The organism is Vibrio sp. R11-SG3-ISO3-SZ (assembly GCF_059834345.1).
Genome location: NZ_JCBDGX010000054.1, coordinates 1 through 23,413, shown reverse-complemented (window position 1 = coordinate 23,413; position 23,413 = coordinate 1). Strand labels below are relative to the sequence as shown.

Below are 23,413 nucleotides of genomic sequence, written 5' to 3'. Positions count from 1 at the left end.
CCCTTTTTTAGTCACTTAGATCATAATGATACGAAAAGGTCTTGTGTTAAGACCTCGAACTCGTATAATCCTGTCCCTGTAGCGCGCCCTTAGCTCAGCTGGATAGAGCACGTCCCTTCTAAGGATGTGGTCGTAGGTTCGAATCCTACAGGGCGTGCCATATATCCGAAAAAAGCCCGATAATTCAATGAGTTATCGGGCTTTTCGTTTTTCTGTGGTGCCTCTGTGGTGCCGCTGAAATCTATTTTTATCAACTTTTGTTAAACCCCACCTATTTTCGACTCTTCGCTTTTTTCGAAACATCACTCTCTTTTTGTCTATCCGATCGCTTGCTTCATCTATACAAAATGATACCGTCTACAACTGAGCTATTAAGTAACAAGTTGCACGGGGTTTGCAGTGGCAGGGTTGAGCCAAAAACAGACAGACGAGTTGATGAGTATCGGGCTTGATGTTCATCAAGTGAAAGAGTGTGAAAACATACTAATCCAAATTCCAAGTGACACCGATCTTTCGTCAATTAAGCGCCTATGTAAAGCATTGCAACAAGCACAGTCAGGCTTTGACGATATCAGAAATACCGATCCCAATTTCTATGACGAAATAGAGCGGCAACTTCAAAGCAAAGTAGCTTGGTCACGCTCCCTATTAAGCACCATAGCTGAGACATTAGAGGGAGTTCACGCTCAGCAACAAGGTGTCTACGTATCAGAGGTGGATTTTGATTCCAATGAACAAGTAACGCGGGTTACGACTCCCAAAAGCAGGGACTTTCGTCGCTATCAAGCCCTGACAGATCTGTGGCGTTCATGGGGCAAAGTAGTGAAAACCACGAAAGAGTCTGAATTTTTCTCCTTTCTTACGATTTGCCTCAAAGGTGGCTTTTCTTTTGACGGTGTCGCTAGTGTTAGAACTCACTACCTCAGGTATTTTTGGGGTAAAACGAAGGAGATCTCGACAGGTGACACAGAACACGAATCAGATCTCTTGGAGGTTGAAATTACTCTGAAAAACGGACAGAAACAGGTCGCGCGTATGAGAGTCCCTAAAATGGATGCGTTGGACAAGGATATTCGCCAACTGAAGAAAAGTCGAAGCTAGCCACCGACAATTCATAAACGTGAAGGGAAGAGAGGGATGCTGATACCGTTTGGCTTGAAGGATGATAAATACCTAGACATTAGTGAGGTGCAACGGGGTAGAGCATGTGGTTGTGTTTGTCCAAGTTGCAAACAAAACCTTGTGGCTAAAAAAGGGCCCAATCCGGATAAAATGATCCACCACTTTGCCCACGACAAAAAGTCGAAAGATGAAACGGGTGAGCCGATAGAGTGTCAATATTCATTCTGTGTGGTCGCAAGGCTTGTGATTAAGCAATGCTTAAAGGAGCTGGACCAGTTTGAGATACAGTTGCCTGATTGGAAGCTTGAATTAGAAAAGAGAGATGATTACGGAAGGGAGGTCACCGTCTCTGGATATGTGACTCAAGCACATCATTTAACGATTGATGATTTTGAAGTCGAGCCTTCGGGGCACTATTCAGAGCTCGATATCCTTTGTCGCATAAATGGGTATTTGGTCGGTATCCACTTTAGTTATCACGGCAGGCCAATGATTGGGGGAAACGAAAATTTTAGTGACGTTTCAATTGTGGATATTGATTTAGAGCCCTTGCAAGACCTTTACGATAGTTTTGACCATAAAGAACATGAATCATTTAAATCACTGGTGATGGACTATGTACTAAACGTTGGGCAAAGATCTTGGGTGACTCATGCTCGCTATACCGCCAGATATTCAGAGTTGAGCACAAAGCTAAACTCACTCGTAGAGGAATCCAATCTAGCACCGCCGAGACGCCACATAGCCTAAAAGCCTATTGTTAATACGATTCAGCATCAACCTTATAAAAAGAGCTTATGCTCGTATGTAAGGGAAATTGAATCTTCAAGTGTATAAGGCCATAGGTAAAGTCAAAATTAGCAGTCAATGCCGTTATATACATGATAGACGGGGATTTGCTGTAATATCCAACAGGTGTCATAGTGGGCCGTTTGCTAATACTCAGCTTTTCGGTTATTTATTAGTGCAGCGTCTTAGTGGGTGGAAGTATTAGGCGGAAGGATGCGAGTTGGAAAGGCGGCTTGTTGCCGTATATAAAGCGTTATGTTAGAGGAGAATTATGGAACGTTCCATTTTGCTAGAAAAGGCATTGTCTAATTGTGTCGATTTTGTACGTCAGTATGTATATTACTTGCACCTAACAGAAAGGAGAGATGAATTTCCCGACTTGGTACATACGTATGTACATAATAATTTTATATGTATGGCTGTGTTTAATTGGAGTCATGCTTTTGGCCATCACAACGATGCTTTGCATTTTCGGAATGTGAGCTCAGATGGTGACCAATTCAAAGAAGATTTATTACGATGCTTAGAATTTGATCATAATGGTTGGAAAGCATACTGGGAAGAAATGAAAGCGTTTAGAGATAAGCGAGTTGCCCATATAGATCCAGATCCTCAGGTAAAAATTCCAGACTTGGCAAAAGCATATGTATGCATAAGGCATTATTATCATTCATTTGTTGGTGAGCTTAAAGAGTTAGGTTTTTATGACGTATTCCCTGATAACTTAGACAAATTTAGCGATACTTTGCATAAAAAATACGGGAAAACAGTCATCAGTCTACTAGCAGGGTTTTAACATAGCAAAGCGTTTAAGACAGATTCCCAACGCTTGGCATTTTTCGTTTTATCGTCGGGTTCAGTGTTTAAGGTGGTATGGTTAGGTTCAGTGGTGGCGTTGCTCACTACTTAACGCGGCGTTATGTACAAATGGTGAAATATTCACTTGTTATTAAGTAGTTGTATGAAAAAGAAATTTATCCACGTCGATGTTCTTGTCGACGAATATGTAAAAAATTCTAAGTTGATAAATCAAAGCAATGAGTCACTTTTAGCGTCTAGTAAAGGTTTTCTAGGTAGAAACCTAAAAGCGAAGTTAATCATAGCGAGAGAAGAGCACAAAAACTATTGTATGGTACTCGAAGAACTTGATAGTGGGTTCATAGGGGATCTAGAGCTCTATTCGCATAATAACTTAGCTCATCTTGGTATAAAAGATGCGAACTATAAGGTTGCCTCCCGTGCTCGAACGGTCTGTTTTGACAGCCTAGCGCGTTTTGAAAAAACACTCGGCTCAATAGAAGATAGTCTGAACTTCAATTTGTCAATTAAGTTAGCGTGGCTCAGTATTGGAGTTGCAGTGATATCGATAATTACAAACTTTATTAGTAGTTAAATTTGTACATACAAGCAATTTAAGAGGGGTTCACAACGCTTGGCACTTTTGCTTCTACTTCTGTTTTAGTGTTTGTGGCACAATGCTTTAGGTTTGGGTGTGAGGCATTGTTCACCCCTTAATTGGGCGTTATACGATTCTCCCACCATGACGAAAAAAAGTGTATTATTTCAGCGATTTATTTAGGCGCGAAGGTTGTGTATGAACAAATCTTTGACAGACCAAGAACTTGAGCATGTTGCTCGGGTTATTAAAGACAAGATTTTTGTACCTCGTAATCGAAAGCGAGTTACAGTATTTTTGTGTGGTGCAGACATAAAAAATGATAAGACAGCACGTTCTCAAATGGCTGCTGTTTTTTCTCATTATCCTCGATATGAGTTATTGTATCCTGAGGATCTATTTGACGATTTGTTAGCGGGTCAAGGTCAACATAGCTTGTTAAAACTTGAGGGAATTCTGGCGGATAGTGTTGATGCAATAGTACTATTCCCAGAAAGTCCGGGGTCATTTGCAGAGATTGGTGCTTTTTCCAATAATGAGAAACTTGCTCGTAAAATGGTTGTTCTTTCGAATAGAAAATATAAAAGTAATAAAAGTTTTATTAACTATGGACCTTACAGATTAATAAAGTCATCAGGCACAGGAAAGGTTATCCATATCAATTATGATCATTTGACCGTTCCTGATGAATATCATCGAATCTATCGAAATGTTAACAACTATATAACTCAAATACGGAAAGAGCACCCCGTAGAAAAAGACGTTGCGAATATACTAGAAGCTGAAAACTTTATTCTTCCTTGTATCTACTTACTCGATAAACTCAATAACGTAATGCTTTCAAAATTGATTGGCTTTGCAACCAATCAAGATAAAGTTTTATGTGATATCGCGACTAAGTCATCACTAGGAAGGTTGGCTTTTAAGAAATTTATATCACGAACTGCGACTGGTTACCAAGTGACACCCTTAGGTGCTGAGTATGTAAGAAATACATTTGATAATATATACTTGGATAAGGTAAGGATCGAAATATTGAATGCGGAAAATCGTAGAAATGCAAGTGTGCGTTATGATAGAATCGTGTCCGGCGCACACCCTTAGCGAATGAGCTAACTTAGTTCATTGGATAGCGTTTCGCTATCCTGCATACAATCTGATTCAATGCCGCATGAAAATGTGCAGAGCCAGAATACAGTCGTTTCTGGAACTGCACCTTTTCATCCGCGACTTAAGACGTAAGGGTGTGTCGCCACAAATGACTTCAAAAAATATATATAGCCTCAAAAACATTGGATTGCCTGCAATGCTATCCATTGACGATTTCGCTAATCAAGCTCGACTTTCTGCTGGTAAAATTCGTTATCTTTCTGCAACTGCCGAATCTCATTACAGAGTTTATCCAGTCCCTAAAGTAAGCGGAAAGAGTCGACTTATTTCTCAACCGTCCAGGGAACTTAAAGCTGTACAGGCTTGGATTTTGCGAAATATATTAGACAAGCTTTCATCTTCTCCTTGCTCAAAAGGTTTCGAAGTTGGAACGTCAATTCTAGACAATGCTCGACCACATGTTGGTTCTAACTATGTATTAACTATAGATTTAGAGGATTTTTTCCCCAACGTTGCAGCATCTAAAGTGTATGGGGTTTTTAGTTCTATTGGGTACAACAAAGAGTTGTCGATTTTGCTAACCAATTTGTGTACATATGGTGGTGGGCTACCTCAAGGAGCTCCAACTTCTCCAAAGCTAGCGAATCTAGTATGTGCGAAACTCGACGCTAGGATACAAGGTTATGCTGGACCAAGAGGTATTGTTTACACTCGTTATGCTGACGATATGACGTTTTCTTCTCATACGGCTTCTAAAATAAGAAAAGTTAAACACTTCATCGGGACCATTATCAGTGATGAAGGATTTAAGATTAACCATAAAAAGACAGCCATATGTGGTACGAAACGCCAGAAAAAAGTTACTGGTCTTATACTCTCGGAGAGCAGTGTAGGGATAGGACGTGTTAAACACAGAGAAATTAGGGCAAAACTTCATCATCTATTTACGGGTAAGTCAATGGAGTTCTCTCATATCAATGGGTTACTATCATACACTTATTCTGTAGATCGACGTGCATATAACAAGTTGTATGCTTACATTGGTGGTTTAACCCAAAAGTACCCTCTTTCAAACGCAATCAAAGAAATTAGCCCCAAAATCGTATGACAAACGTTTAAGGTTTCAATATATATCTTCTAATGTGAACGAATTAGTTTAGAGCAGCACACCTAAAAAAATTTCACAAAGGTGTACTGATGCTGACCACTAAGCTGGATTAAAAAGGAGATCCCTTAAGTAATCGAGGTTTCCACTCGTAAGGTGTAGCTTGTTTTGCAACTTTGAATACTTCTTTAATGTAATTTTTACGCTGCGATGCAGTGCTTCCTGTCTCTAATTGAATTGTTTCACCTAATGGATGCTTGCTACTTATGTAATAATCATTTCTCCGTATTAATGCTGGGAGAAGAGAGTAATCGGGTGTGTGAGCCCATTTAGACCATGCTTCTTCACCATTACAGTCTTTGCAGGTAAGAACTAGGTTCCAAATACCGTTGAGGTTGAGGTTTATGTCAGTTCCAACTTGGTATTGTAGGCTGATTGGGAAAAAATGATCGACGGCTGCCGTATTTGGTTGGTTAGGTACGATGCTAATGTCATCAAAGCAGTAAAAACACTTACCTTTTTGATAGCCGCTCAAAGGCTTACGGGCGTGTGTTACAGGGGCTCGTATATGACTATTAAGGTAGGATTTATTTGATTTAATGCGTCGTCCGCAGAAAAGCTTTTCAGTGTCATCATACTCAATGATCAACTTGTCTCCCTTGGCATCCCAAGATGACTCTACAAGGTTCCAACGCCCTTCAACTTCTTCAGACAAGTTGCTTGCCTGAGCGAGCTCTCTCAAACGATATAATGAATTATCTATAGTGATACCTTTGACATTGTCTACTACTGATTTTGTATAAAATTTTGCTCCTTGGCCGTATTGCTTTTTTAACTTGGGAAAAGCGTCAATTACATATTGGAAACCTGTTGAAACCGTTAATGAGATTATCTCATCTTCAGTTAGTTTGCCTTCAGAGAAGAGCTGACACGCGTAAAGATATTTTGATGACTTAGCGCTGGTTTGCTTCTTGCCTGATAGGACATGCTGTACTATGTGTTTGTAAAAGGGAACAGCGAGCTCATCGAGTCTAATGAAACTCCGTTTTTCTATAGGTAGTTCAAGTAAGGCTTGACCTAAAGCAAATTTGTAGCTGGCGGTATTTGCGCCGTATAGAATAATTGTTCGGAAAGTTTCGAGTTCTGTACTGTTATTTGAAAACTGGATGGTCATTCTTGATTCCAACTTAATACTATTTCTCTTTAATGAGAATTGCGTTGAGCCATTTTTCTTCCTCTCGCCCTTGACGCAAGTCTGACGTTTGCCATGTTTTTAGTATTCTTAGCGGGCTATGTTGAAGCACTATTTCAAGTAAGGTCTCGTTCAGATTTGTAAAATTACGACCATCTCGGTGGACTTCATCATTCCCATACTTGAATGAGCAATAGAACAGCCCTTTAGCTTTTAGGCTTCCAGCAAGATTGTTGAATGCAATTGGTAGTTCGGCTAAAGGTAAATGGAGTAATGACGCACAAGCCCAGATGCCGTCGAATGAAGACTTCGACTGAAATTTTTGGAATGTTGTTACTTCGACGGGTTGTTCAATAAGGCTTTGGGCTAACAACGCAAGCTTGTTACTTGCATCAATAGCATGAACTTTAAACCCTCGAGCTTTAAAAGCTAATGCATCACGACCTGAACCACAACCAGCATCAAGTATGAAACTTCCTAATTTTAGATGCGGCAGGAATTCCTCATATAAGCTATCCATTTCAACATTGATGGTTCCATCATAAAACGCTCGAGCATTTTTATCGTAGTAGTTCATCCTAGTGTCCGTATTGAAATTTATTTCGAATACATGATATCAAAAGTTACAGTAAAATTGAGCTTTCCCATACTGAAGATTATTTGAATTTATGGAGTTAGACTTAATAATCTAAGAAGATTTTGACCAAAAAGAGCGGATATTGAATGACTGCAAGTCTGAGTGCCAATTTCGGTCTTACTGTTCTTAAAATGGTAGGCTTTGGGGGCATGTTAGCGCTCTGATATAACTCAATATCTATGCTATCCGTTCCCGCACCAGCCCTTTAAATCAAAGGGCTGACGGCTTGTCGCTCAACTCTCTACACTAAAAACCGTTCCCCTCTTCTGATTGCCGTTAAACCTGATCATTCGTAGTCTGAATTTATCCAATTAGGATGATTTCAAACGAGGAAGATTAATTATGAGTAATTCAGAAATTTCAAAGTACGGCAAGAAGTTGAACCGTAAATCAGCAGCAGAGTATTTGGGTGTGACAGAAGGGACGCTCGCCGTTTGGGCATCAACTGGACGCTATCGCCTGCCATTTATCAAAGTGGGCCGTAAGGTGTTTTATACACTGGCTGACCTTGATGCTTTCCTTGAAAGCCGAGTTCAAACACAAACGGCATAAGGAGTGACTATGGATAGTGTTGTTGAAAAAGTAAGCCAGTTACACGACACGGTGAAACCTAACTACCCTGACTTAGATGCTAGGTTTAATCCGCTACCTACATCAAGAAACCTACAAGCGCTGTTAAAAAGCAATGGTATCGATGTAGTGGTCAACAAAATGAATATGGAAGTTGAGTTGTTTGTCGATGGCCAAATGCTCGACAAAACAGCCGAGCAAAAACGTAGCTTGTTGATTGATGTTTGTGTTCGAGGTGGTTTCAAAAAAGAGATTCTAGCCGATCACCTTATGTCGTTGGCTGAGAACAACAGTTACCACCCTTTTGCCAATTACCTGCATGAAAGTAATTGGGACGGTATCGACCGTATGACACCTGTGATTGACGCCATGAACGCGAAGGATAAAGAGCTTGCAAGCTGCGTGATGCGAAAGTTTTTTATCGCGGTGGTGGCATCGGTATTTGAAACACCATTTAGCTCAAAATTGATTCCGGTTCTTCAAGGCGGGCAGTCGTTCAGGAAAACGGCGTTTATCAAGCGATTTGCCTCCGTGTTTGAAGGGGCGTTCTTGGAAGGGCAAGAGATCAACCCTGACTCTAAAGATTCAGTTATTAGCTGTATTAACAGCCTGATTGTTGAGCTCGGTGAGTTAGAGCGTACCTCTCGAAACAGCCAAGGAAGCCTCAAGGCGTTTATTACTAAGGAGGTGGATACTGTCCGACCCCCTTATGGCGCGAAGGATATTAAGAAACCTCGTCAAACGTCGTTTATTGCGACTGTTAACGTGACTGGCTTCCTGCGTGATGAAACTGGCTCAAGTCGATATGCCGTTATCGAGCTAGCCGCGCCTATCGACATGGAACTGGTAAACCGTACCCTTGGTTGGCGATATGACAACGGTAGGCTAAGCCACCGTCATCCAGCAGAACTCAAGCAATTTTGGCTTCAAGCCTATGAACTATACAGGTCTGGTGAATCTTGGCACTTGACGGATACTGAGCTTGAGTTAGCCGCAAAGGTCAACAACGGGCACAATGCCAAAAGTTCTTACTATGAAGCCATCGTTGAGCGCTTCCTAATCGATGACCCTGAAAAGTACGTTTGGGAGTGGGTGACGGCTTCGGAGGTGTGTAAACACATCAATGTTCACGTAGATAAAAATAGAATCGTGGGTAAAGAGCTTAAGCGACTAGCACAAGAGGAAGGGGCGATAGAGTCTAAGTCTGGAAGGTCAAACACTACTCTATACCGCTTGCCTGTTTCCGTTCGTATTGCAGCCTGATTTGTTTATTCTCTTTAACCCACTAACCAATTTTTGTGGTTAGTGGGTTAAAGAAATATGGAAGATTAGCCGCTGTGTTTTAACCTAATAGGCTTAATGTCACTGGCTAGTTAGCCAGTCAATTTTGGCTAACAAAAAGTGCTTAAGCCAATAAATTCAAGGCTTCGTGCGGCTTAAGCCGTAAGAATGTCAGAATCTACAGATTGTTCCAAATAGCTCATCAATTCCTGCCTTGCTTCGATAGGCAGAGTATCAATCTCTTGCTTAATGCGATCTAACTTAGTCTGCAATGAGTCCCCAAGCATATAGGTGACGGTTTTCTCTAGCGTCTCTCTCACGCTATCGTCCGACAAATGAGCATACACATCATTGGTTATGCTGATGTTGGAGTGACCCAGTAGTTTACTTGTTGCCTGTATTGAGCCGCCCGATGTAACTTGAAAAGTGGCTAGGGTGCGTCTTAGGTCGTGAACTGTTAGATGCTTTTCCGGATTGTCGGGTGCGTACATGCCAACGCGATCGGTGATTCTTTGCCAGAAACCGCCTTTCCCGCTTTTATCGGTGATATGACCGAGTTGGCTTCGAGCGCTTGGGAATACAAATTCTTGGTTAAGTTCAGCTTCATGTGAGCGACGAACCAATATCCTCATTGCCTTTTGAGTGAGTGGAACAGAGTGAGCCTTTTTACTCTTGTTTTTACTGGCTGGAATAATCCAGCGACGATTATCAAGATCAATTTCTTGCCAGCGCATAGAAAGAACCATCGATTTGCGTTGACCCGTCAGCAGAAGCAAAAATATGCAATCTTGGTAAATCTGCTTTTCTTGGCTCAGTGAGTCAAAAAACTGCGCGAGCTCTTTCTTGGATAAGGTTCTTTCGCGTCTGAAAAGGGACTCATCAACCTTATTGATTTTAGCGAAGGGGTTAGGCTCGATATAGGCTCGATTAAACATCGATTTGAGCAAGGTTAGCGAATGGTTGTGTTTGCTGTATCCGTGTTTGGTGAATAAGTCCTGCATTAGCTTCCGCGCTTTCTCGGCATCAAAATCAGTGATGGCCTTTTTACCAAGCTTAGGTTTTAGGTGTAATCGGTAAAGAGTCTGGTTTGATTTGAGGCTACTGGCGCGGCGCTTCTTGGCTTTAATATCGAGCTCGAAAGAGGCAACATAGATATCGAACAAGTCATCAAAGGTTTGGCTTTCTCTGGCTTCTCTTTTTTGCTGGTTTGGGTTGATGCCGTTGGCAAGGTCGGTCGCCGTGTTTCGTGCCATTTCCCTTGCTTGCTCGACCGTCATCGTAGGGAACTCACCGAGTTTGACCTTGATGTTTTTTCCGTTAACTTTGCGCTGAAAACGGAAGATTTTAGCGCCAGAAACCAAGGCATCAAGCACCAAACCTTGAACGCTTTTAGTGCTTCCCACGTCTCTATAGGTAATGCGATGTTTCGGTTTTTCTATGCTTTCTAACGCACGTTTTGTGAAGTTTATTCCTGTGTCCATAACAACTTACCGTCAAATCCTGTGGTGCCTCTGTGGTGCCGTGGGCGTCAATTTAGAGCCATTTTGAGCTATTTTGGTTAAATATACAATTCGGTAATTTGTATCTTAAGTGTATGATAATAAATAACTATTAAGCTTTGTTAAACGAAGTTAAAATCCTAGTTTAATTCCTACAGGGCGTGCCATTTCTTTAGAAAGCCCCGATAACTCAATGAGTTGTCGGGGCTTTTGCGTTTCTATTGTGCCAAATCTCATTGCACGCTAATCAGTATCTGAGCGTCTACAGCTGACGGGGCGGAGCCAGTGATCAACAAGTGATCTACTTCTGCATTGGTGGGCTATGGTTATTACTCCACATAAGAGGAGAGTGATCATGACATACGTTGATGGATTTGTAGCGGCTGTACCGACAGCGAACAAAGAAAAATACATGGCACACATAGAAATCGCCGCCGAAATGTTCAAAGATTTCGGTGCCTTAAGGGTGGTGGAAACGTGGGGGAATGAAGTGCCGGATGGAGAGGTGACGTCGTTTCCTATGGCTGTGAAAGCTCAAGACAACGAAACCGTGGTGTTCTCATGGGTTGTGTGGCCATCAAAAGAAGTTCGAGATCTGGCATGGCAACAGATCTCGGATGATCCGCGAATGAGCCCAGAGCAAAATCCTATGCCGTTCGATGGTAAACGAATTATTTATGGTGGTTTTGAGGTCATTTTGGACCAGTAATCATCGACTGTGTAGGCGATATCTAAGGCGCAGTTACCAGCCATGCGTTGCCACTCGATTGTACTAAGCGATAAGACTCGAATTGATCGAGCTTTATTCATCAATTCGAGTTATTTTAGCTTGTTCAACGCTGAATGCGTTCTTGGTGTGAATTGGCCTTCGAGTGGGTGAGGTAGACATGGATTATCTTCTTTTAGTTTTGGGTCTGATGTTGTTGATTGCCGGAGCTGACGGTTTGGTAAAAGGGGCAGCGAGACTCGCCGCCAAAGTGGGTATTCCAAGTCTGGTTATTGGTCTAACGGTTGTCGCTTTTGGCACCAGTGCGCCCGAGTTGGCTGTGAGTATCAATTCTGCCGTTTCCAACAAGACCGAACTGGCGATAGCCAACGTTGTCGGCAGTAACATTTTTAACGTTCTGTTTATCCTAGGTTTAGCGGCCGTCATTACGCCACTCACCATCTCAAAGCAGTTGATTCGCCAAGATGTGCCCATCATGGTTGGTTTAAGTGCGCTGGTCTTCTATATGGCGACAGATGGGCGATTAAGCCTACTGGATTGTGGGATTTTAGTCGCGCTATTGGTTGCTTACACTGCGTTTCTTTTTGTCCAGGGGAAGCGCAGTGAGGCCGAAGCGGCAGAGGCGAGTGACGATGAAGTCGCTTCATTGACGCAGGGGCACCAACCAGTATGGCAGAGTGCGTTATGGCTCGTCGTTGGTTTAATTCTACTGATTGCCGGCGCGAATTTGTTGGTGAGTAGCGCTGTGAACATTGCGCGAGCCTTTGGTGTTAGCGAAGCGATGATTGGTTTGACGATTCTAGCCATCGGCACCTCTCTTCCTGAGGTCGTGACGTCTATAGTGGCGAGCTTAAAAGGGCAAAGAGACATCGCTGTCGGGAACGTCGTTGGCAGTAATACGTTCAATTTGTTGGCGGTTTTGGGTATATCCGGTCTGTTTAGTGGTGCAGGACTTGTTGGCAACGAGCAGCTCGTCTCACAGGACTTTCCGATCATGCTTGGCGTCGCTTTGTTGTGCTTACCTCTGATGTTGACAGGTGCGATAGTCAGTCGACTGGAAGGAGGGCTCTTTTTTGGCTTGTACTTCCTGTATAGCACCTTCCTGATTGGTGACGTGAGTGATGCAGGCTGGCTGCCCACTTTGTCAATGGTCACTTGGAATGTGGTTTTCCCCATTGGGCTTTCCATTATTGTGATTTCTTTACTCAAAGACTGGTGGAGGCAAAAGCAGAAAAGGAGCTAATATCAGCATTGCCAACTTGTTATCACTGATTGGCGGATTAAATGCCTATTTGGAATCTAATTGTTGGCTAAATATTCCAAATGTGATCAATGTCACAATCATAAATGTGACAGAATGATTACGCTCACCTTCCGCCTTCTACTTGATTTTGATCATCTATCTAGCACGTTGCTTGGGAGTACATTCGCCGCGCTTTTCCCCAACAAATAGATAGGTATCTTGATGACGACTCCGGTTCAATCTGAACGCAAGGTAACGATCGGCTGCTACATTGCGCTGGCGTTTGCGGTTGTGTTTTTCTCTGGTCTGATGCAATCCAATGAATGGTATGGCGTGTTGGACTTTACAACGCTCAATGGCTCTTTCGGTAAAGTTGCGCACGGCGTGACAGAAACCGCGGATGGCGTTCAAGCCGCGACCACTTCTTTCCGTGGTGTCGGTGGTAGTGGTGCGCGTGATGGCTTCATTTTCGCTTTAACTCTTATTCCTACTGTGATGTTCGCGCTTGGCATGATCAATGTGCTTGAGCACTACGGTGCACTGGAAGCGGCGCGCAAGCTGCTGACACCATTGCTTCGCCCAGTCATGGGTATTCCGGGTAACACAGGCTTGGCGTTGATCGCCTCTTTGCAAAGTACGGATGCCGGCGCGGCGATGACGCGTCAGCTGAAAGACGAAGGCCAACTGACCAAACGTGAAACCGATGTGTTCACTATGTTCCAGTTCACCGCAGGCGCGACCATTGTCAACTTCTTCTCATCTGGTGCGGTTCTATTTACGTTAACGCTCGCGGACGGCTCTCTCGCGGTAACTTCGTCTATCGGCCTTGCGGTATTAGTGATGTTCGCATTTAAGATCATTGGTGCGAACCTATTCCGCATTTACGTCAATCTGACGGAAGGCAAAGAAGAGAAATCTGACGACAAGCAAAACAAAGAAACACTGACCGAGGAGACCGCATAATGGGTGACGTAAAAGCGAAAAAGCCAATGGTGACGGACATCTTCGTCGAAGGCGCGAAAAAAGGCTGGGTGATTGCAACCACATCGACGGTGCCAAACGTATTGATGGCGTTTGTGATCATTGCGGCGTTGCAAATCACAGGTGCTTTGGATCTGATGGGTACTGTGTTTGCACCTGTGATGGCGGTATTTGGTCTGCCTGGTGAAGCGGCAGCGGTACTGATTGGTGCATGGATGTCGATGGGCGGCGCGGTTGGTGTCGTGATCACCCTATTTGACCAAGGCATTCTCAATGGCGCGCACATTGCGATTCTTGCGCCTGCCATCTACTTGATGGGTTCACAGATTCAATACATGGGTCGTATCCTTGGCCCAATTGGCACTGAAGGACGCTACATCCCAGTGATGATTGCCATTTCGGTACTCAACGCATTTGGCGCCATGCTTGTCATGAACCTATTTGTGTAAGGGGGAGGCGATGTCATTTTCTCTCCAAACGTATTTAGATGAGCTGCGCCCGCTAGTCAATGTCGATTGCGGCACGTACACGACTGAGGGCATTGAGGTCATCGCTCAGCAGTTTGAGCAGAAGTTCCTCGAGATGGGTGGCTGGAACGTCAAACGCATTGACTGCACCAAAGCGGGTGTCGGGCTTGAAATTCGCAACAAACCTGACGCTGAGCAGATCGATGTGATGCTGATTGGTCACATGGATACCGTCTTTCCTGTCGGCACCGCTGCGCAGCGTCCGATGACGGTCGATGCAGAGAAAGCTTACGGCCCAGGTGTGTCTGACATGAAATCAGGCTTGCTCAATGTGGTGTATGCGATGCGTGACCTTGAGGCAAGCGTATTGGATGCGCTGTCGATCTGTATCTGCATGAACCCAGATGAAGAGACCGGTTCACTTTACTCGCAAGATTGGTTGCAATCGGTCGCGAAAAACGCCAAACACGTTCTTGTGGCTGAAGCGGCGCGCGCCGACGGCAGCTTGGTCAAAGCTCGTAAAGGCATGGCGCGTTACAAGATTGATTTTCATGGTATCGCGGCACACGCGGGTAATGAGCCAGAGAAAGGCCGTAGCGCCGTGACGGAAATGGCAAACTGGATTCTAGCCATAAACGAGATGACCAATTTTGAGTCAGGCACGACTTTGAATGCCGGTGTGGTTTCAGGTGGCGCAGGCGCAAACATTGTTCCAGATTTGGCGCAAGTTATCGTCGATGTGCGCTTTTGGAGCAACGAAGAGTATGACGATGTCGATACACGCCTGAATGGATTAACCTCGACGCCATTTGTTGACGGTGTGCGTGTTGCCCTTGAGCGTGAAGCTTACAAGCCATCCATGGTACCGAGTGACAAAACCGAGAGTTTGATGGCGTTAGTAGAGGAAGCGGCCGATGAGTTGTCAATCCAAATGGGTTGGCAAGCGGTAGGCGGCGGTTCAGATGCCAACTGCACAGCCATCCTAGGTGTACCTACACTTGATGGATTAGGTCCGGTTGGTGCGGGATTCCACAGCGATCAAGAGTACTTACTGCTTGAGTCTATCGAGCCACGTATCCAGCTGTTACAGCGCGTACTCGGTAAGCTCGCCAAATAGCGAAGTAATTGTTGTGGGTGATCGGGACTCGCACAACGGTTGATGAGCTTAAGCCTCACACTCTTGGGTGTGGGGCTTTTTTTAGATTGGCATTATTTTTGCGTGCTTGTGCCGTATCGCATCTGTACATGGCGAAGGGTTTTCGGTAGCATAGCGGTCCTTTTCGTGTTTCAAACGACCACTTTCTCCGCGAGTTTCAGTTAGCTTCCAGTCATAATGCGCAGTATTCATTCCAAAATTAAACCCGAGTTTGAACCTCTCCTGTCTGAATTGGCGCTGCATGCATTGTTGCATTTGCGCACCAACCACAACGGAAAAGTACTGGCTCGAAAATCGCGCAATGATATTAACGACATTCTTTCTGCATGGTTGAATAAAGCCGCCAACAGTAAGAAATACAAGCCGTTCAAGAAGAAAGTACGCTCTATGGTGACCCATGCGCGCTCGCAGCGCCTCGATATGGAAGCCATGCTCGATAACTTATTGAGCCCGATGAGTGGCGACGAGTTACCTCATCTTGATAGCTTCTTGCTGCTGATTAATCAGTTAGAAAAAGAGCTCAATACCACCGTTCTCGTCTCAAGCCCTGAAGCGGTAGACTTAGCGTATAACCCGACGGGTTGTCTGCTGTGCGTGCTGTCTGCCGATCTCAATGGTCACTTTGACCGCCGAAATCGCTTGGTACAAAGTGTCTCTATGCTAATTCGCGGTGCGCACGGTGAAAAGCACGCGTTTTTGCGCACTATCTACACGTCTTCGATTTTTGATCACCAAATGGATTACGAAGACGAAAACTTCGTGCGAATCACGCTTTCCTTGCGCTAAGCGCCTGATTTTCTTTCAGCGCGCTTTTTCTCCTACAATCTGTTTTTAACGCCTTGTTTTTCTTCGTGATAATGAAGACGGTTTGGTGATCTTGTCACAAAAAATTCACACAGATTGGGCTTGAGATAAAACGAAGATTTCATCATATTGTAATTAAGTTGTCATAAAGAGAAAAATAACGAGGAGAATCTATGCAACATCATGAAATGATCGAACCCACTAACTTTGGTGTGATTAGCCGTACTTGCCTGTTCTCATTGGTCGGTATTCTCGGCGTTTTCGCACTGATCTAGTCGATTATCGGGCTGTATTTCGTTACGCGATCGATATCGTACTTCCGATACAGTATAGAGGCGATGCCTTAGTCTTCGATTAAGGCAGCCTTTCTCTTTATAACTCATGCTATCGGCCATCTCAGGCTTTCTTATCTCGAGCGCTCTTTTTCAATCCCGCTCACACTTTCTCTTGCTACTCTCTGCAACATTTTGCTAACGTCGGCGACAACACTCATTACATTGGGCCGTCTATGTCCTCGTTGTCATCTTTAGCGCTTACTCACCGTTTTTATCAACTGCCTAAGGTGTTTTACATGCCTGTTGAAGCAACGCCACTTAGCAACACGCGTTGGGTAAGTTGGAACGCATCACTCGCCGCACAGTTTTCACTGGATGAGTCCCTGCCATCGGGCGATCTAAAAGCGTTTTTGGCGGGCGAGCAACGCGTTGAAGATTGGCCATCATTAGCCATGAAGTACGCGGGGCATCAGTTTGGTGTCTACAACCCTGATTTAGGTGACGGTCGTGGACTATTACTCGGAGAGCTAAAGGACGCCAAAGGTGAAGTCTACGATTTACACCTTAAGGGGGCGGGACTGACTCCGTATTCACGTATGGGCGATGGACGAGCGGTCCTACGCTCAACCATTCGTGAGTATTTGGGCAGCGAAGCGATGGCGGGTTTGGGCATTCCAACCACTCGCGCTTTAGGTATGCTCGCCAGCGATACCCCCGTCTATCGAGAGAAACAGGAGCGCGGTGCATTGCTGCTGCGTGTGGCGCGCAGCCACCTACGTTTTGGTCACTTTGAGCACTTCTTTTACACCAATCAGTTGAGTGAACTGCGTCTGTTGGCAGACAAAGCGATTGAGTGGTATTGGCCAGAGTGTCAAACCGCCACTAAGCCTTATTTGGCGATGTTTGAACAGATCGTCGAGCGCACCGCTCACATGATCGCTATGTGGCAAGCGGTGGGCTTTGCGCACGGCGTCATGAACACGGACAATATGTCGATCCTTGGTGAGACGTTTGATTACGGGCCATTTTGTTTTCTGGATGATTATGATCCGCAGCTTATCTGCAACCACTCTGACTACCAAGGGCGTTATGCGTTTGATCAGCAGCCGCGCATCGCATTGTGGAATTTGTCCGCGCTTGCCCATGCGTTGTCACCGTTGGTCGATAAAGCCGATCTGGAGCAGGGGCTCGGTCAATTTGAGTCAGTGCTAAACAGGGAATTTAGCGCCATCATGCGCAAAAAATTAGGCCTCAAGACCAAATTAGATCAAGACCCTCAGCTCTTTAGCGCCATGTTTGAGTTATTGGCTCAGCAGAGCGTAGACTATTGCCGCTTTATGCGCGCATTGTCGATGCTCGATAGTGAACCAGAGCAGAACGTCATCGATTTATTTGTTGATAGAGCGGCTGCGAGTGAATGGTTGTCGCTCTATTTAGCGCGTTGTGAATGTGAAGTGGATGAGAGCGGAGCACCTGTTAGCGCGCGTGATCGCTGCGCTGCGATGCGTCAGGTCAATCCCAAATACATTCTGCGAAATTACTTGGCGCAGATGGCAATCGACAACGCCGAACAGGGGGATTATCAACTGGTCAACGAGCTCGCGCTGGTGCTTCAATCTCCGTACGACGAGCACCCGAATTTTGAACATTTTGCGGCGTTGCCACCGGATTGGGGCAAACGGCTTGAAATCAGTTGTTCTTCTTAATTGACCATCTACTGATAGATGACTCGCTTAATGTTAAAAACTTGTGAGCTCCATTTGTTTTCTGTTCAAAAAATAAGGATTTATCGGTCACACCGCGGGTGAGAACTGTCTAGACTGTGAGCTAACACCATAGGCAGTGATTGGCGAAATGAACAGTAAAATACTTGTTGTGGATGATGATCAGGAGATCCGCGAGCTTTTGGATGAGTATTTGTCTAAATCGGGCTTCCATGTGGAAGCCGTGGCAGAAGGACAAGCACTTAAGCAGCATCTTGATGTAAAAGGTTACCCTGATCTGATTTTGTTGGATGTGATGTTGCCCGGCGAAGATGGCTTTGCATTGTGCCAGGCGATTCGTCGTGAGTCCAACGTGCCCATCATTATGCTAACGGCGGTGTCGGATGATATGGATCAGGTGGTGGGTCTTGAGCTCGGTGCTGACGATTACATCGCTAAGCCGTTCAATCCACGTCAATTGATGGCGAGAATCAAAGCGGTACTGCGCCGCGCCCAAGTGGTCGAAGAGAAAGGCTCGGAGCCGACCAGCTTACCCAAAACCATCGTATTTGGCGATTGGCAGCTCGATACCTTGGCACACAAAATTACCCATACCACGACAGGGGAACAACACGATTTATCTGGGAGTGATTTTGCCCTGCTGATGCTGTTTCTTACTCGCCCCAATGAAGTGCTGGATAGAGACACCATCTCCTTTGCGACCCGGGGCAGAGAAGCGCTGCCTTTTGAGCGTGGTATTGATGTGCAGCTCAGCCGGTTGCGCCATCGGTTGGGTGACTCGGCCAAATACCCTCAGTACATCAAAACCATGCGTGGCAATGGCTATATTCTTGCTGTGCCCGTTAGCGTTGAACATTAACAGCTTACCGAGTCAGACAAAGTGATGAAGTGGTTATTGCGCTTACTGAAACCCAATTCGTTGGTGACCCGGACACTCGGCCTTACCGTGTTGGCGGTGGTGATCGCGCAGGGTATAGCCACCTCCATCTGGTATACCGAGTCTAAGCACAAAGAGCTTGCAGGGATCCGAGACGCCTCGCAAAGCATGGCCAACATGTTTGCCTCTACGGTGACCTTTTTTCAGTCTCTACCGACTGGCTATCGCCATATCGTGCTTGATCAAATTCGCAATATGGGCGGCACGCGCTTTTTTGTCTCGTTCAACAAAGAGCGATTGATTGTCGACCCTATTGACGATACACGCCTAAAACGCGCCTCAATCAATGCTGTGACAACGGTGCTCAAGCAGAAGCTGCCTCGCGCTCGCTCGATAGACGTCAACTTCTCCCAGCCAGAAAACCTGCGCTTGCTAAAAAACGACATTTATTTGCACGATTTACCGAAATCGTGGGCGCATCACACGCTCACATTGTCACCGATTGATCCTCCGGTATTGGTGGTACAAATCGAACTGAATGAGCACGAGTGGCTCTACATCGCCGCCTTGTTGCCTGCGCCATACGTGACGTTGGATGACACCTTGATTGGCCGAGAGCAGATTTTATTCCTCTTCTTTTCCACCACCTTGCTGCTTGCCTTGACCTATTTACTGATGCGTCGGCAAGTGAAACCCTTGAAGCGTTTGGCCAAAGCCGCCAATGACATGAGTATGGATGTCGATCAGCCGCCTTTGGCCGAAGATGGCGCTCGTGAGCTGGTGGTGGCGACGCGTGCGTTCAATCGTATGCAGCAGCGTATTCGGCGCTACACTGCCGACCGTGAGCATCTGTTCTCTGCCATTTCACATGACTTAAAAACACCCATTACGCGTCTAAGGCTGCGAGCCGAGCTACTGGAAAGTGACGTGAAACGCAGAAAATTCAATAAAGACCTCGACGAGTTGGAAATGATGGTTAAAGGCGCGCTGCAATGTGTGCGCGATACCGACTTGCACGAGAACAATGCCTACATTGACCTCAATGAGATGATCCTCTCTGTCATTGAGCCCATGAACCACAAGCAACATTGCGTCGACTTTACCCCGATGACTATGGAGCCGATCGTCGCGAAGCCTTTGGCGATTAAGCGAGTACTCACTAACTTACTCGATAACGCAGTGAAATATGGTAAGCGTGCGTCTGTCACGATTGAAGTCCAGCGCGAGTGGATCACGGTGACGATTGATGACTGCGGCCCAGGTATTCCAGAAGATAAGTTGGAAGCGGTGTTTGAACCTTACTTTCGTTTGGCAGAAGATGATCAAGGTCACGGCCTTGGGCTTGGCATCTGCCGCAACATTTTGCACGGACACGGCGGAGATCTCATTATTAGTAATCTCCCGCAGCGTGGTTTACGCGCGCAACTCTTTATTCCACCTGGCCTTGAAGTGTAATGTAACTGAATTGTTACATTGGCTTTACGATTTGTTTCAATCTTCTTTTTCTAGTCGGATAGACTCAATAACGTTCAAGCACGAAGTGAACGGGTCAGTTTGACGTCGACCCAGATGTCTAATCCAAAAACATGGAAGATAACAATGAAAATGAAGAAAACCCTACTTACCTTATCCCTCCTTGCTGCCTCTGCTTTCTCCCAAGCGGGCGAAGTCGAAGTACTCCACTGGTGGACTGCCGGTGGTGAAGCAAAATCTGCAGCAGTATTGAAACAGATGCTCGAAGAGCAAGGCCACAGCTGGAAAGACTTTGCGGTTGCTGGTGGTGGCGGTGAGTCTGCGATGACCGTGTTGAAAACCCGCGCTGTATCGGGCAACCCACCGTCAGCGGCACAAATCAAAGGTCACGACATTCAAGAATGGGGCGGCCTAGGCTTTTTGACCTCACTTGATGACACGGCCAATCAAGAGAAGTGGGACAGCATCTTGCCTTCGGTGGTCACGAAAGTGATGAAGTTTGATGGCGAATACGTCGCCGTGCCAGTGAACGTTCACCGTGTTAACTGGGTATGGGCAAACCCAGAAGTATTGAAAAAATCCGGCGTAGAACTGCCAAAGACATTGGATGAGTTCTTCGTTGCAGCCGACAAGATCAAAGCGGCAGGTTACATTCCATTGGCGCACGGGGGCCAACCATGGCAAGACGCGACAGTCTTTGAAGCGGTGGCGCTCGATGTGCTCGGCAGTGAAGATTACAACAAAGCGTTTGTTGACCTAGATATGGATGTGCTCGCTGGCGACAAAATGGTCGAGGTGTTCACCAAGTTTAAGAAAATGCGCGATTACATCGACGCCAACTCACCAGGTCGTGACTGGAACGTTGCCACCTCTATGGTGATCAACGGTGAAGCCGCCATGCAAATCATGGGTGACTGGGCGAAAGGTGAGTTCTCTGCTGCAGGTAAAGTACCGGGTAAGGATTACATCTGTGCACCAGCGCCAGGTACTGACGGTCAGTTCACCTTCAACATCGATAGCTTTGCGTTCTTTGAGCTCAGCAATGCTGATAATCAAAAAGCGCAGCAAGATTTGGCGAAAACCATCTTGACCAAAGAGTTCCAAGAAGTCTTCAACCTCAACAAAGGCTCGATTCCAGTGCGTCTAGATATGGACATGAGCGCGTTTGACCAGTGTGCATTGGATTCGATGGCAACCTTTAAAGCCAGTGCAGAGTCAGGTGACCTAGTGCCAAGTATGGCGCACGGCCTAGCGACGACCAGTTACGCGCAAGGTGCTATCTATGACGTCGTGACCAACTTCTTCAACGATGCGAATGCGGATCCAAAAGAAGCGGCACAGAAACTGTCAAAAGCGGTAAAAGCGGCGATTTTCTAACCTTCGCTTAGCATTACTTCACACCCCAAAGGGCGCTTCGGCTTGTGGGGAGCCAAGCGCCCTTTCCTTAACCATCTGACGGTGATGGTGTCAGATGAGAAGACGTAAGGAATCGTTATGGAGCATGTTGTATCTAGGAATGCAAACAAGTCTGCACCAAAGCTCAGCTTTGCAGACAGGTTGCAACGCTGGCTGCCGAAAATTGTACTTGCGCCGACTATGTTAGTGACCGTGGTGTGTATCTACGGCTACATTTTTTGGACGGCGGCATTGTCATTGACGAACTCGCGTTTCCTACCGAGCTTTAAGTTTGTCGGCTTTGCTCAGTATGAAAGGCTAATGGAAAATGATCGTTGGATTACATCCATTTCCAATCTAGGCATTTTTGGCCTGATGTTTATGTTGGTCGCCATTGTGTTGGGCGTCGGTCTCGCTATCTTGCTGGATCAGAATATTCGCCAAGAAGGGGCGATCCGAACTATATACCTCTACCCAATGGCCCTGTCCTTTATCGTGACGGGTACCGCGTGGAAGTGGATTCTCAACCCAGGTCTGGGTATCGAAAAACTGATGCAAGACTGGGGCTTCACCAGCTTTAAATTTGACTGGTTAGTCAATTCTGAAATGTCGGTGTACACGTTGGTGATAGCAGCGGTGTGGCAATCTTCTGGCTTTGTGATGGCGATGTTTTTAGCGGGCTTGCGCGGTATTGATTCATCGATCATCAAAGCGGCGCAAATTGATGGCGCGAATCTACCGACCATCTACATGAAAATTATTTTGCCTTGTTTACGTCCGGTGTTCTTCAGCGCCGTAATTATTACCTCGCACATTGCGATCAAGAGTTTTGACCTCGTTACCGCCATGACGGCCGGTGGCCCGGGTTACTCCTCAGATTTACCTGCGCTCTTTATGTACGCGCACTCCTTTACCCGTGGCCAAATTGGCCTAGGTGCTGCCAGTGCCATGATGATGCTGGCCGGGATATTGGCCATCTTGGTGCCATATTTGTACTCAGAACTTAGGGAGAAGAAGTCATGACCAAAAACATGAACATGGCTCGCCTGATCATTTATGCCGGGTTGCTATTCTTCTGCTTAGTGTACTTGATGCCGCTGTTTGTCATGGTGATCACCTCATTTAAAACCTTGCCAGACATCAAGGCCGGTAACCTGATGTCGTTGCCGACCGAGTGGGTATGGGACGCATGGTACAAAGCGTGGGACAGCGCTTGTACGGGCGTAAAATGTGAAGGCGTCAAAGGTTACTTCTGGAACTCGTTCCAGATGGTGATTCCCGCGGTGGCGATTTCTACCTTACTGGGGGCGTTTAATGGTTACGTGGTGACAAAGTGGCAGTTTAAAGGCTCAAACTTGTTCTTTAGCTTGTTGCTGTTTGGTTGCTTTATTCCATTCCAGGTGATTTTGCTGCCAATGGCCGCGGTACTGGGCAAATTGGGTCTAGCCAACACTACGACAGGTTTGGTGATCGTTCACGTCATCTACGGTATGGCCTTTACCACGCTGTTTTTCCGCAACTTCTACATCGGTATTCCTGATGAGCTGGTTAAAGCGGCGAAGCTGGATGGCGCAGGCTTTTTTACCATCT

At 45.7% G+C, this 23,413-nt stretch carries 23 protein-coding genes and 1 tRNA gene; 21 read left to right on the top strand and 3 right to left on the bottom strand.

Going from position 1 to position 23,413, the window contains the following annotated elements:
* Positions 1-83: 83 nt before the first annotated feature.
* The 7 genes from AC6R1O_RS07375 to AC6R1O_RS07345 all read left to right on the top strand — a co-directional run bounded on the left by AC6R1O_RS07375 (position 84) and on the right by AC6R1O_RS07345 (position 5,525).
* Positions 84-160, top strand: a tRNA-Arg gene (locus AC6R1O_RS07375).
* A 239-nt stretch (positions 161-399) separates the two neighbouring features.
* Positions 400-1,101 carry a hypothetical protein gene (locus AC6R1O_RS07370; protein WP_500656774.1) on the top strand — a complete coding sequence of 234 codons (702 nt, stop codon included), beginning with the start codon at positions 400-402 and terminating at the stop codon, positions 1,099-1,101.
* Between the two features lie 36 nt (positions 1,102-1,137).
* Positions 1,138-1,872, top strand: coding sequence for a competence protein CoiA family protein (locus AC6R1O_RS07365; RefSeq protein ID WP_500656773.1), 735 nt, complete (start codon positions 1,138-1,140; stop codon positions 1,870-1,872).
* Positions 1,873-2,182: 310 nt separating this feature from the next.
* Positions 2,183-2,707 carry a hypothetical protein gene (locus tag AC6R1O_RS07360; protein WP_500656772.1) on the top strand — a complete coding sequence of 175 codons (525 nt, stop codon included), beginning with the start codon at positions 2,183-2,185 and terminating at the stop codon, positions 2,705-2,707.
* Positions 2,708-2,872: 165 nt separating this feature from the next.
* Positions 2,873-3,304, top strand: coding sequence for a hypothetical protein (locus AC6R1O_RS07355; RefSeq protein WP_500656771.1), 432 nt, complete (start codon positions 2,873-2,875; stop codon positions 3,302-3,304).
* Positions 3,305-3,505: 201 nt separating this feature from the next.
* Positions 3,506-4,411, top strand: coding sequence for a retron St85 family effector protein (locus AC6R1O_RS07350; RefSeq protein WP_500656770.1), 906 nt, complete (start codon positions 3,506-3,508; stop codon positions 4,409-4,411).
* A 154-nt stretch (positions 4,412-4,565) separates the two neighbouring features.
* Positions 4,566-5,525 carry a retron St85 family RNA-directed DNA polymerase gene (locus AC6R1O_RS07345; RefSeq protein ID WP_500656769.1) on the top strand — a complete coding sequence of 320 codons (960 nt, stop codon included), beginning with the start codon at positions 4,566-4,568 and terminating at the stop codon, positions 5,523-5,525.
* Between the two features lie 109 nt (positions 5,526-5,634).
* Here the strand turns inward: AC6R1O_RS07345 and AC6R1O_RS07340 are convergent, their stop codons facing one another.
* Both AC6R1O_RS07340 and AC6R1O_RS07335 read right to left on the bottom strand, forming a co-directional pair.
* Complete coding sequence (locus AC6R1O_RS07340) at positions 5,635-6,696, bottom strand: HNH endonuclease family protein (protein ID WP_500656768.1); 1,062 nt, start codon at positions 6,694-6,696, stop codon at positions 5,635-5,637.
* Positions 6,697-6,715: 19 nt separating this feature from the next.
* Positions 6,716-7,291, bottom strand: coding sequence for a class I SAM-dependent DNA methyltransferase (locus AC6R1O_RS07335; RefSeq protein WP_500656767.1), 576 nt, complete (start codon positions 7,289-7,291; stop codon positions 6,716-6,718).
* A gap of 402 nt (positions 7,292-7,693) precedes the next feature.
* Here AC6R1O_RS07335 and AC6R1O_RS07330 point away from each other — a divergent pair, with 402 nt between their 5' ends.
* Entirely contained in the window at positions 7,694-7,903 is a 210-nt protein-coding gene (locus AC6R1O_RS07330; protein WP_500626067.1) for a helix-turn-helix domain-containing protein, read from the top strand.
* Between the two features lie 9 nt (positions 7,904-7,912).
* Positions 7,913-9,184, top strand: coding sequence for a VapE domain-containing protein (locus AC6R1O_RS07325; RefSeq protein ID WP_500656766.1), 1,272 nt, complete (start codon positions 7,913-7,915; stop codon positions 9,182-9,184).
* Between the two features lie 173 nt (positions 9,185-9,357).
* On the opposite strand, the gene AC6R1O_RS07320 is transcribed toward AC6R1O_RS07325, so the two are convergent.
* Positions 9,358-10,683 carry a tyrosine-type recombinase/integrase gene (locus AC6R1O_RS07320; RefSeq protein ID WP_500633700.1) on the bottom strand — a complete coding sequence of 442 codons (1,326 nt, stop codon included), beginning with the start codon at positions 10,681-10,683 and terminating at the stop codon, positions 9,358-9,360.
* Between the two features lie 373 nt (positions 10,684-11,056).
* Here AC6R1O_RS07320 and AC6R1O_RS07315 point away from each other — a divergent pair, with 373 nt between their 5' ends.
* From AC6R1O_RS07315 to AC6R1O_RS07260, 12 genes are all read left to right on the top strand, one after another.
* Complete coding sequence (locus tag AC6R1O_RS07315) at positions 11,057-11,410, top strand: DUF1428 domain-containing protein (protein WP_500626070.1); 354 nt, start codon at positions 11,057-11,059, stop codon at positions 11,408-11,410.
* Between the two features lie 178 nt (positions 11,411-11,588).
* On the top strand, positions 11,589-12,671 hold the full coding sequence (locus tag AC6R1O_RS07310) for a calcium/sodium antiporter (RefSeq protein ID WP_500656765.1): 1,083 nt from the start codon (positions 11,589-11,591) through the stop codon (positions 12,669-12,671).
* A gap of 222 nt (positions 12,672-12,893) precedes the next feature.
* Positions 12,894-13,634, top strand: a complete 741-nt coding sequence (locus AC6R1O_RS07305) for a nucleoside recognition domain-containing protein (RefSeq protein WP_500656764.1) — start codon at positions 12,894-12,896, stop codon at positions 13,632-13,634.
* Entirely contained in the window at positions 13,634-14,101 is a 468-nt protein-coding gene (locus AC6R1O_RS07300; RefSeq protein ID WP_334552601.1) for a YjiG family protein, read from the top strand. Before AC6R1O_RS07305 ends, AC6R1O_RS07300 begins: the two co-directional genes overlap by 1 nt.
* 10 nt (positions 14,102-14,111) lie before the next feature.
* Positions 14,112-15,236 (top strand): M20 family metallopeptidase, encoded by a 1,125-nt coding sequence (locus AC6R1O_RS07295; RefSeq protein ID WP_500630372.1) that lies wholly within the window; start codon positions 14,112-14,114, stop codon positions 15,234-15,236.
* A 216-nt stretch (positions 15,237-15,452) separates the two neighbouring features.
* Positions 15,453-16,061 (top strand): DUF2913 family protein, encoded by a 609-nt coding sequence (locus AC6R1O_RS07290; protein ID WP_500656763.1) that lies wholly within the window; start codon positions 15,453-15,455, stop codon positions 16,059-16,061.
* A gap of 526 nt (positions 16,062-16,587) precedes the next feature.
* A complete protein-coding gene (locus AC6R1O_RS07285; protein WP_500656762.1) occupies positions 16,588-18,060 on the top strand; it encodes a protein adenylyltransferase SelO in 1,473 nt (490 codons plus the stop codon).
* A gap of 148 nt (positions 18,061-18,208) precedes the next feature.
* Positions 18,209-18,937 (top strand): response regulator, encoded by a 729-nt coding sequence (locus tag AC6R1O_RS07280; RefSeq protein ID WP_500633707.1) that lies wholly within the window; start codon positions 18,209-18,211, stop codon positions 18,935-18,937.
* 24 nt (positions 18,938-18,961) lie between these two features.
* Positions 18,962-20,410: an ATP-binding protein gene (locus AC6R1O_RS07275; RefSeq protein ID WP_500630329.1), complete on the top strand. Its 1,449-nt coding sequence runs from the start codon at positions 18,962-18,964 to the stop codon at positions 20,408-20,410.
* A 144-nt stretch (positions 20,411-20,554) separates the two neighbouring features.
* Positions 20,555-21,805, top strand: coding sequence for an ABC transporter substrate-binding protein (locus AC6R1O_RS07270; RefSeq protein WP_334552591.1), 1,251 nt, complete (start codon positions 20,555-20,557; stop codon positions 21,803-21,805).
* Between the two features lie 117 nt (positions 21,806-21,922).
* Entirely contained in the window at positions 21,923-22,846 is a 924-nt protein-coding gene (locus tag AC6R1O_RS07265) for a carbohydrate ABC transporter permease (RefSeq protein WP_334552589.1), read from the top strand.
* On the top strand, positions 22,843-23,413 hold a 571-nt coding region (locus AC6R1O_RS07260; protein WP_500656761.1), incomplete at its 3' end, for a carbohydrate ABC transporter permease. The genes AC6R1O_RS07265 and AC6R1O_RS07260, both read left to right, overlap by 4 nt.

Coding starts and splice junctions, on each gene's coding strand:
- AC6R1O_RS07365 (WP_500656773.1), top strand. CDS start 1,138: ATGCTGATACCGTTTGGCTTGAAGGATGATAAATACCTAGACATTAGT.
- AC6R1O_RS07360 (WP_500656772.1), top strand. CDS start 2,183: ATGGAACGTTCCATTTTGCTAGAAAAGGCATTGTCTAATTGTGTCGAT.
- AC6R1O_RS07355 (WP_500656771.1), top strand. CDS start 2,873: ATGAAAAAGAAATTTATCCACGTCGATGTTCTTGTCGACGAATATGTA.
- AC6R1O_RS07350 (WP_500656770.1), top strand. CDS start 3,506: ATGAACAAATCTTTGACAGACCAAGAACTTGAGCATGTTGCTCGGGTT.
- AC6R1O_RS07345 (WP_500656769.1), top strand. CDS start 4,566: ATGACTTCAAAAAATATATATAGCCTCAAAAACATTGGATTGCCTGCA.
- AC6R1O_RS07340 (WP_500656768.1), bottom strand. CDS start 6,696: ATGACCATCCAGTTTTCAAATAACAGTACAGAACTCGAAACTTTCCGA.
- AC6R1O_RS07335 (WP_500656767.1), bottom strand. CDS start 7,291: ATGAACTACTACGATAAAAATGCTCGAGCGTTTTATGATGGAACCATC.
- AC6R1O_RS07330 (WP_500626067.1), top strand. CDS start 7,694: ATGAGTAATTCAGAAATTTCAAAGTACGGCAAGAAGTTGAACCGTAAA.
- AC6R1O_RS07325 (WP_500656766.1), top strand. CDS start 7,913: ATGGATAGTGTTGTTGAAAAAGTAAGCCAGTTACACGACACGGTGAAA.
- AC6R1O_RS07320 (WP_500633700.1), bottom strand. CDS start 10,683: ATGGACACAGGAATAAACTTCACAAAACGTGCGTTAGAAAGCATAGAA.
- AC6R1O_RS07315 (WP_500626070.1), top strand. CDS start 11,057: ATGACATACGTTGATGGATTTGTAGCGGCTGTACCGACAGCGAACAAA.
- AC6R1O_RS07310 (WP_500656765.1), top strand. CDS start 11,589: ATGGATTATCTTCTTTTAGTTTTGGGTCTGATGTTGTTGATTGCCGGA.
- AC6R1O_RS07305 (WP_500656764.1), top strand. CDS start 12,894: ATGACGACTCCGGTTCAATCTGAACGCAAGGTAACGATCGGCTGCTAC.
- AC6R1O_RS07300 (WP_334552601.1), top strand. CDS start 13,634: ATGGGTGACGTAAAAGCGAAAAAGCCAATGGTGACGGACATCTTCGTC.
- AC6R1O_RS07295 (WP_500630372.1), top strand. CDS start 14,112: ATGTCATTTTCTCTCCAAACGTATTTAGATGAGCTGCGCCCGCTAGTC.
- AC6R1O_RS07290 (WP_500656763.1), top strand. CDS start 15,453: ATGCGCAGTATTCATTCCAAAATTAAACCCGAGTTTGAACCTCTCCTG.
- AC6R1O_RS07285 (WP_500656762.1), top strand. CDS start 16,588: ATGTCCTCGTTGTCATCTTTAGCGCTTACTCACCGTTTTTATCAACTG.
- AC6R1O_RS07280 (WP_500633707.1), top strand. CDS start 18,209: ATGAACAGTAAAATACTTGTTGTGGATGATGATCAGGAGATCCGCGAG.
- AC6R1O_RS07275 (WP_500630329.1), top strand. CDS start 18,962: ATGAAGTGGTTATTGCGCTTACTGAAACCCAATTCGTTGGTGACCCGG.
- AC6R1O_RS07270 (WP_334552591.1), top strand. CDS start 20,555: ATGAAAATGAAGAAAACCCTACTTACCTTATCCCTCCTTGCTGCCTCT.
- AC6R1O_RS07265 (WP_334552589.1), top strand. CDS start 21,923: ATGGAGCATGTTGTATCTAGGAATGCAAACAAGTCTGCACCAAAGCTC.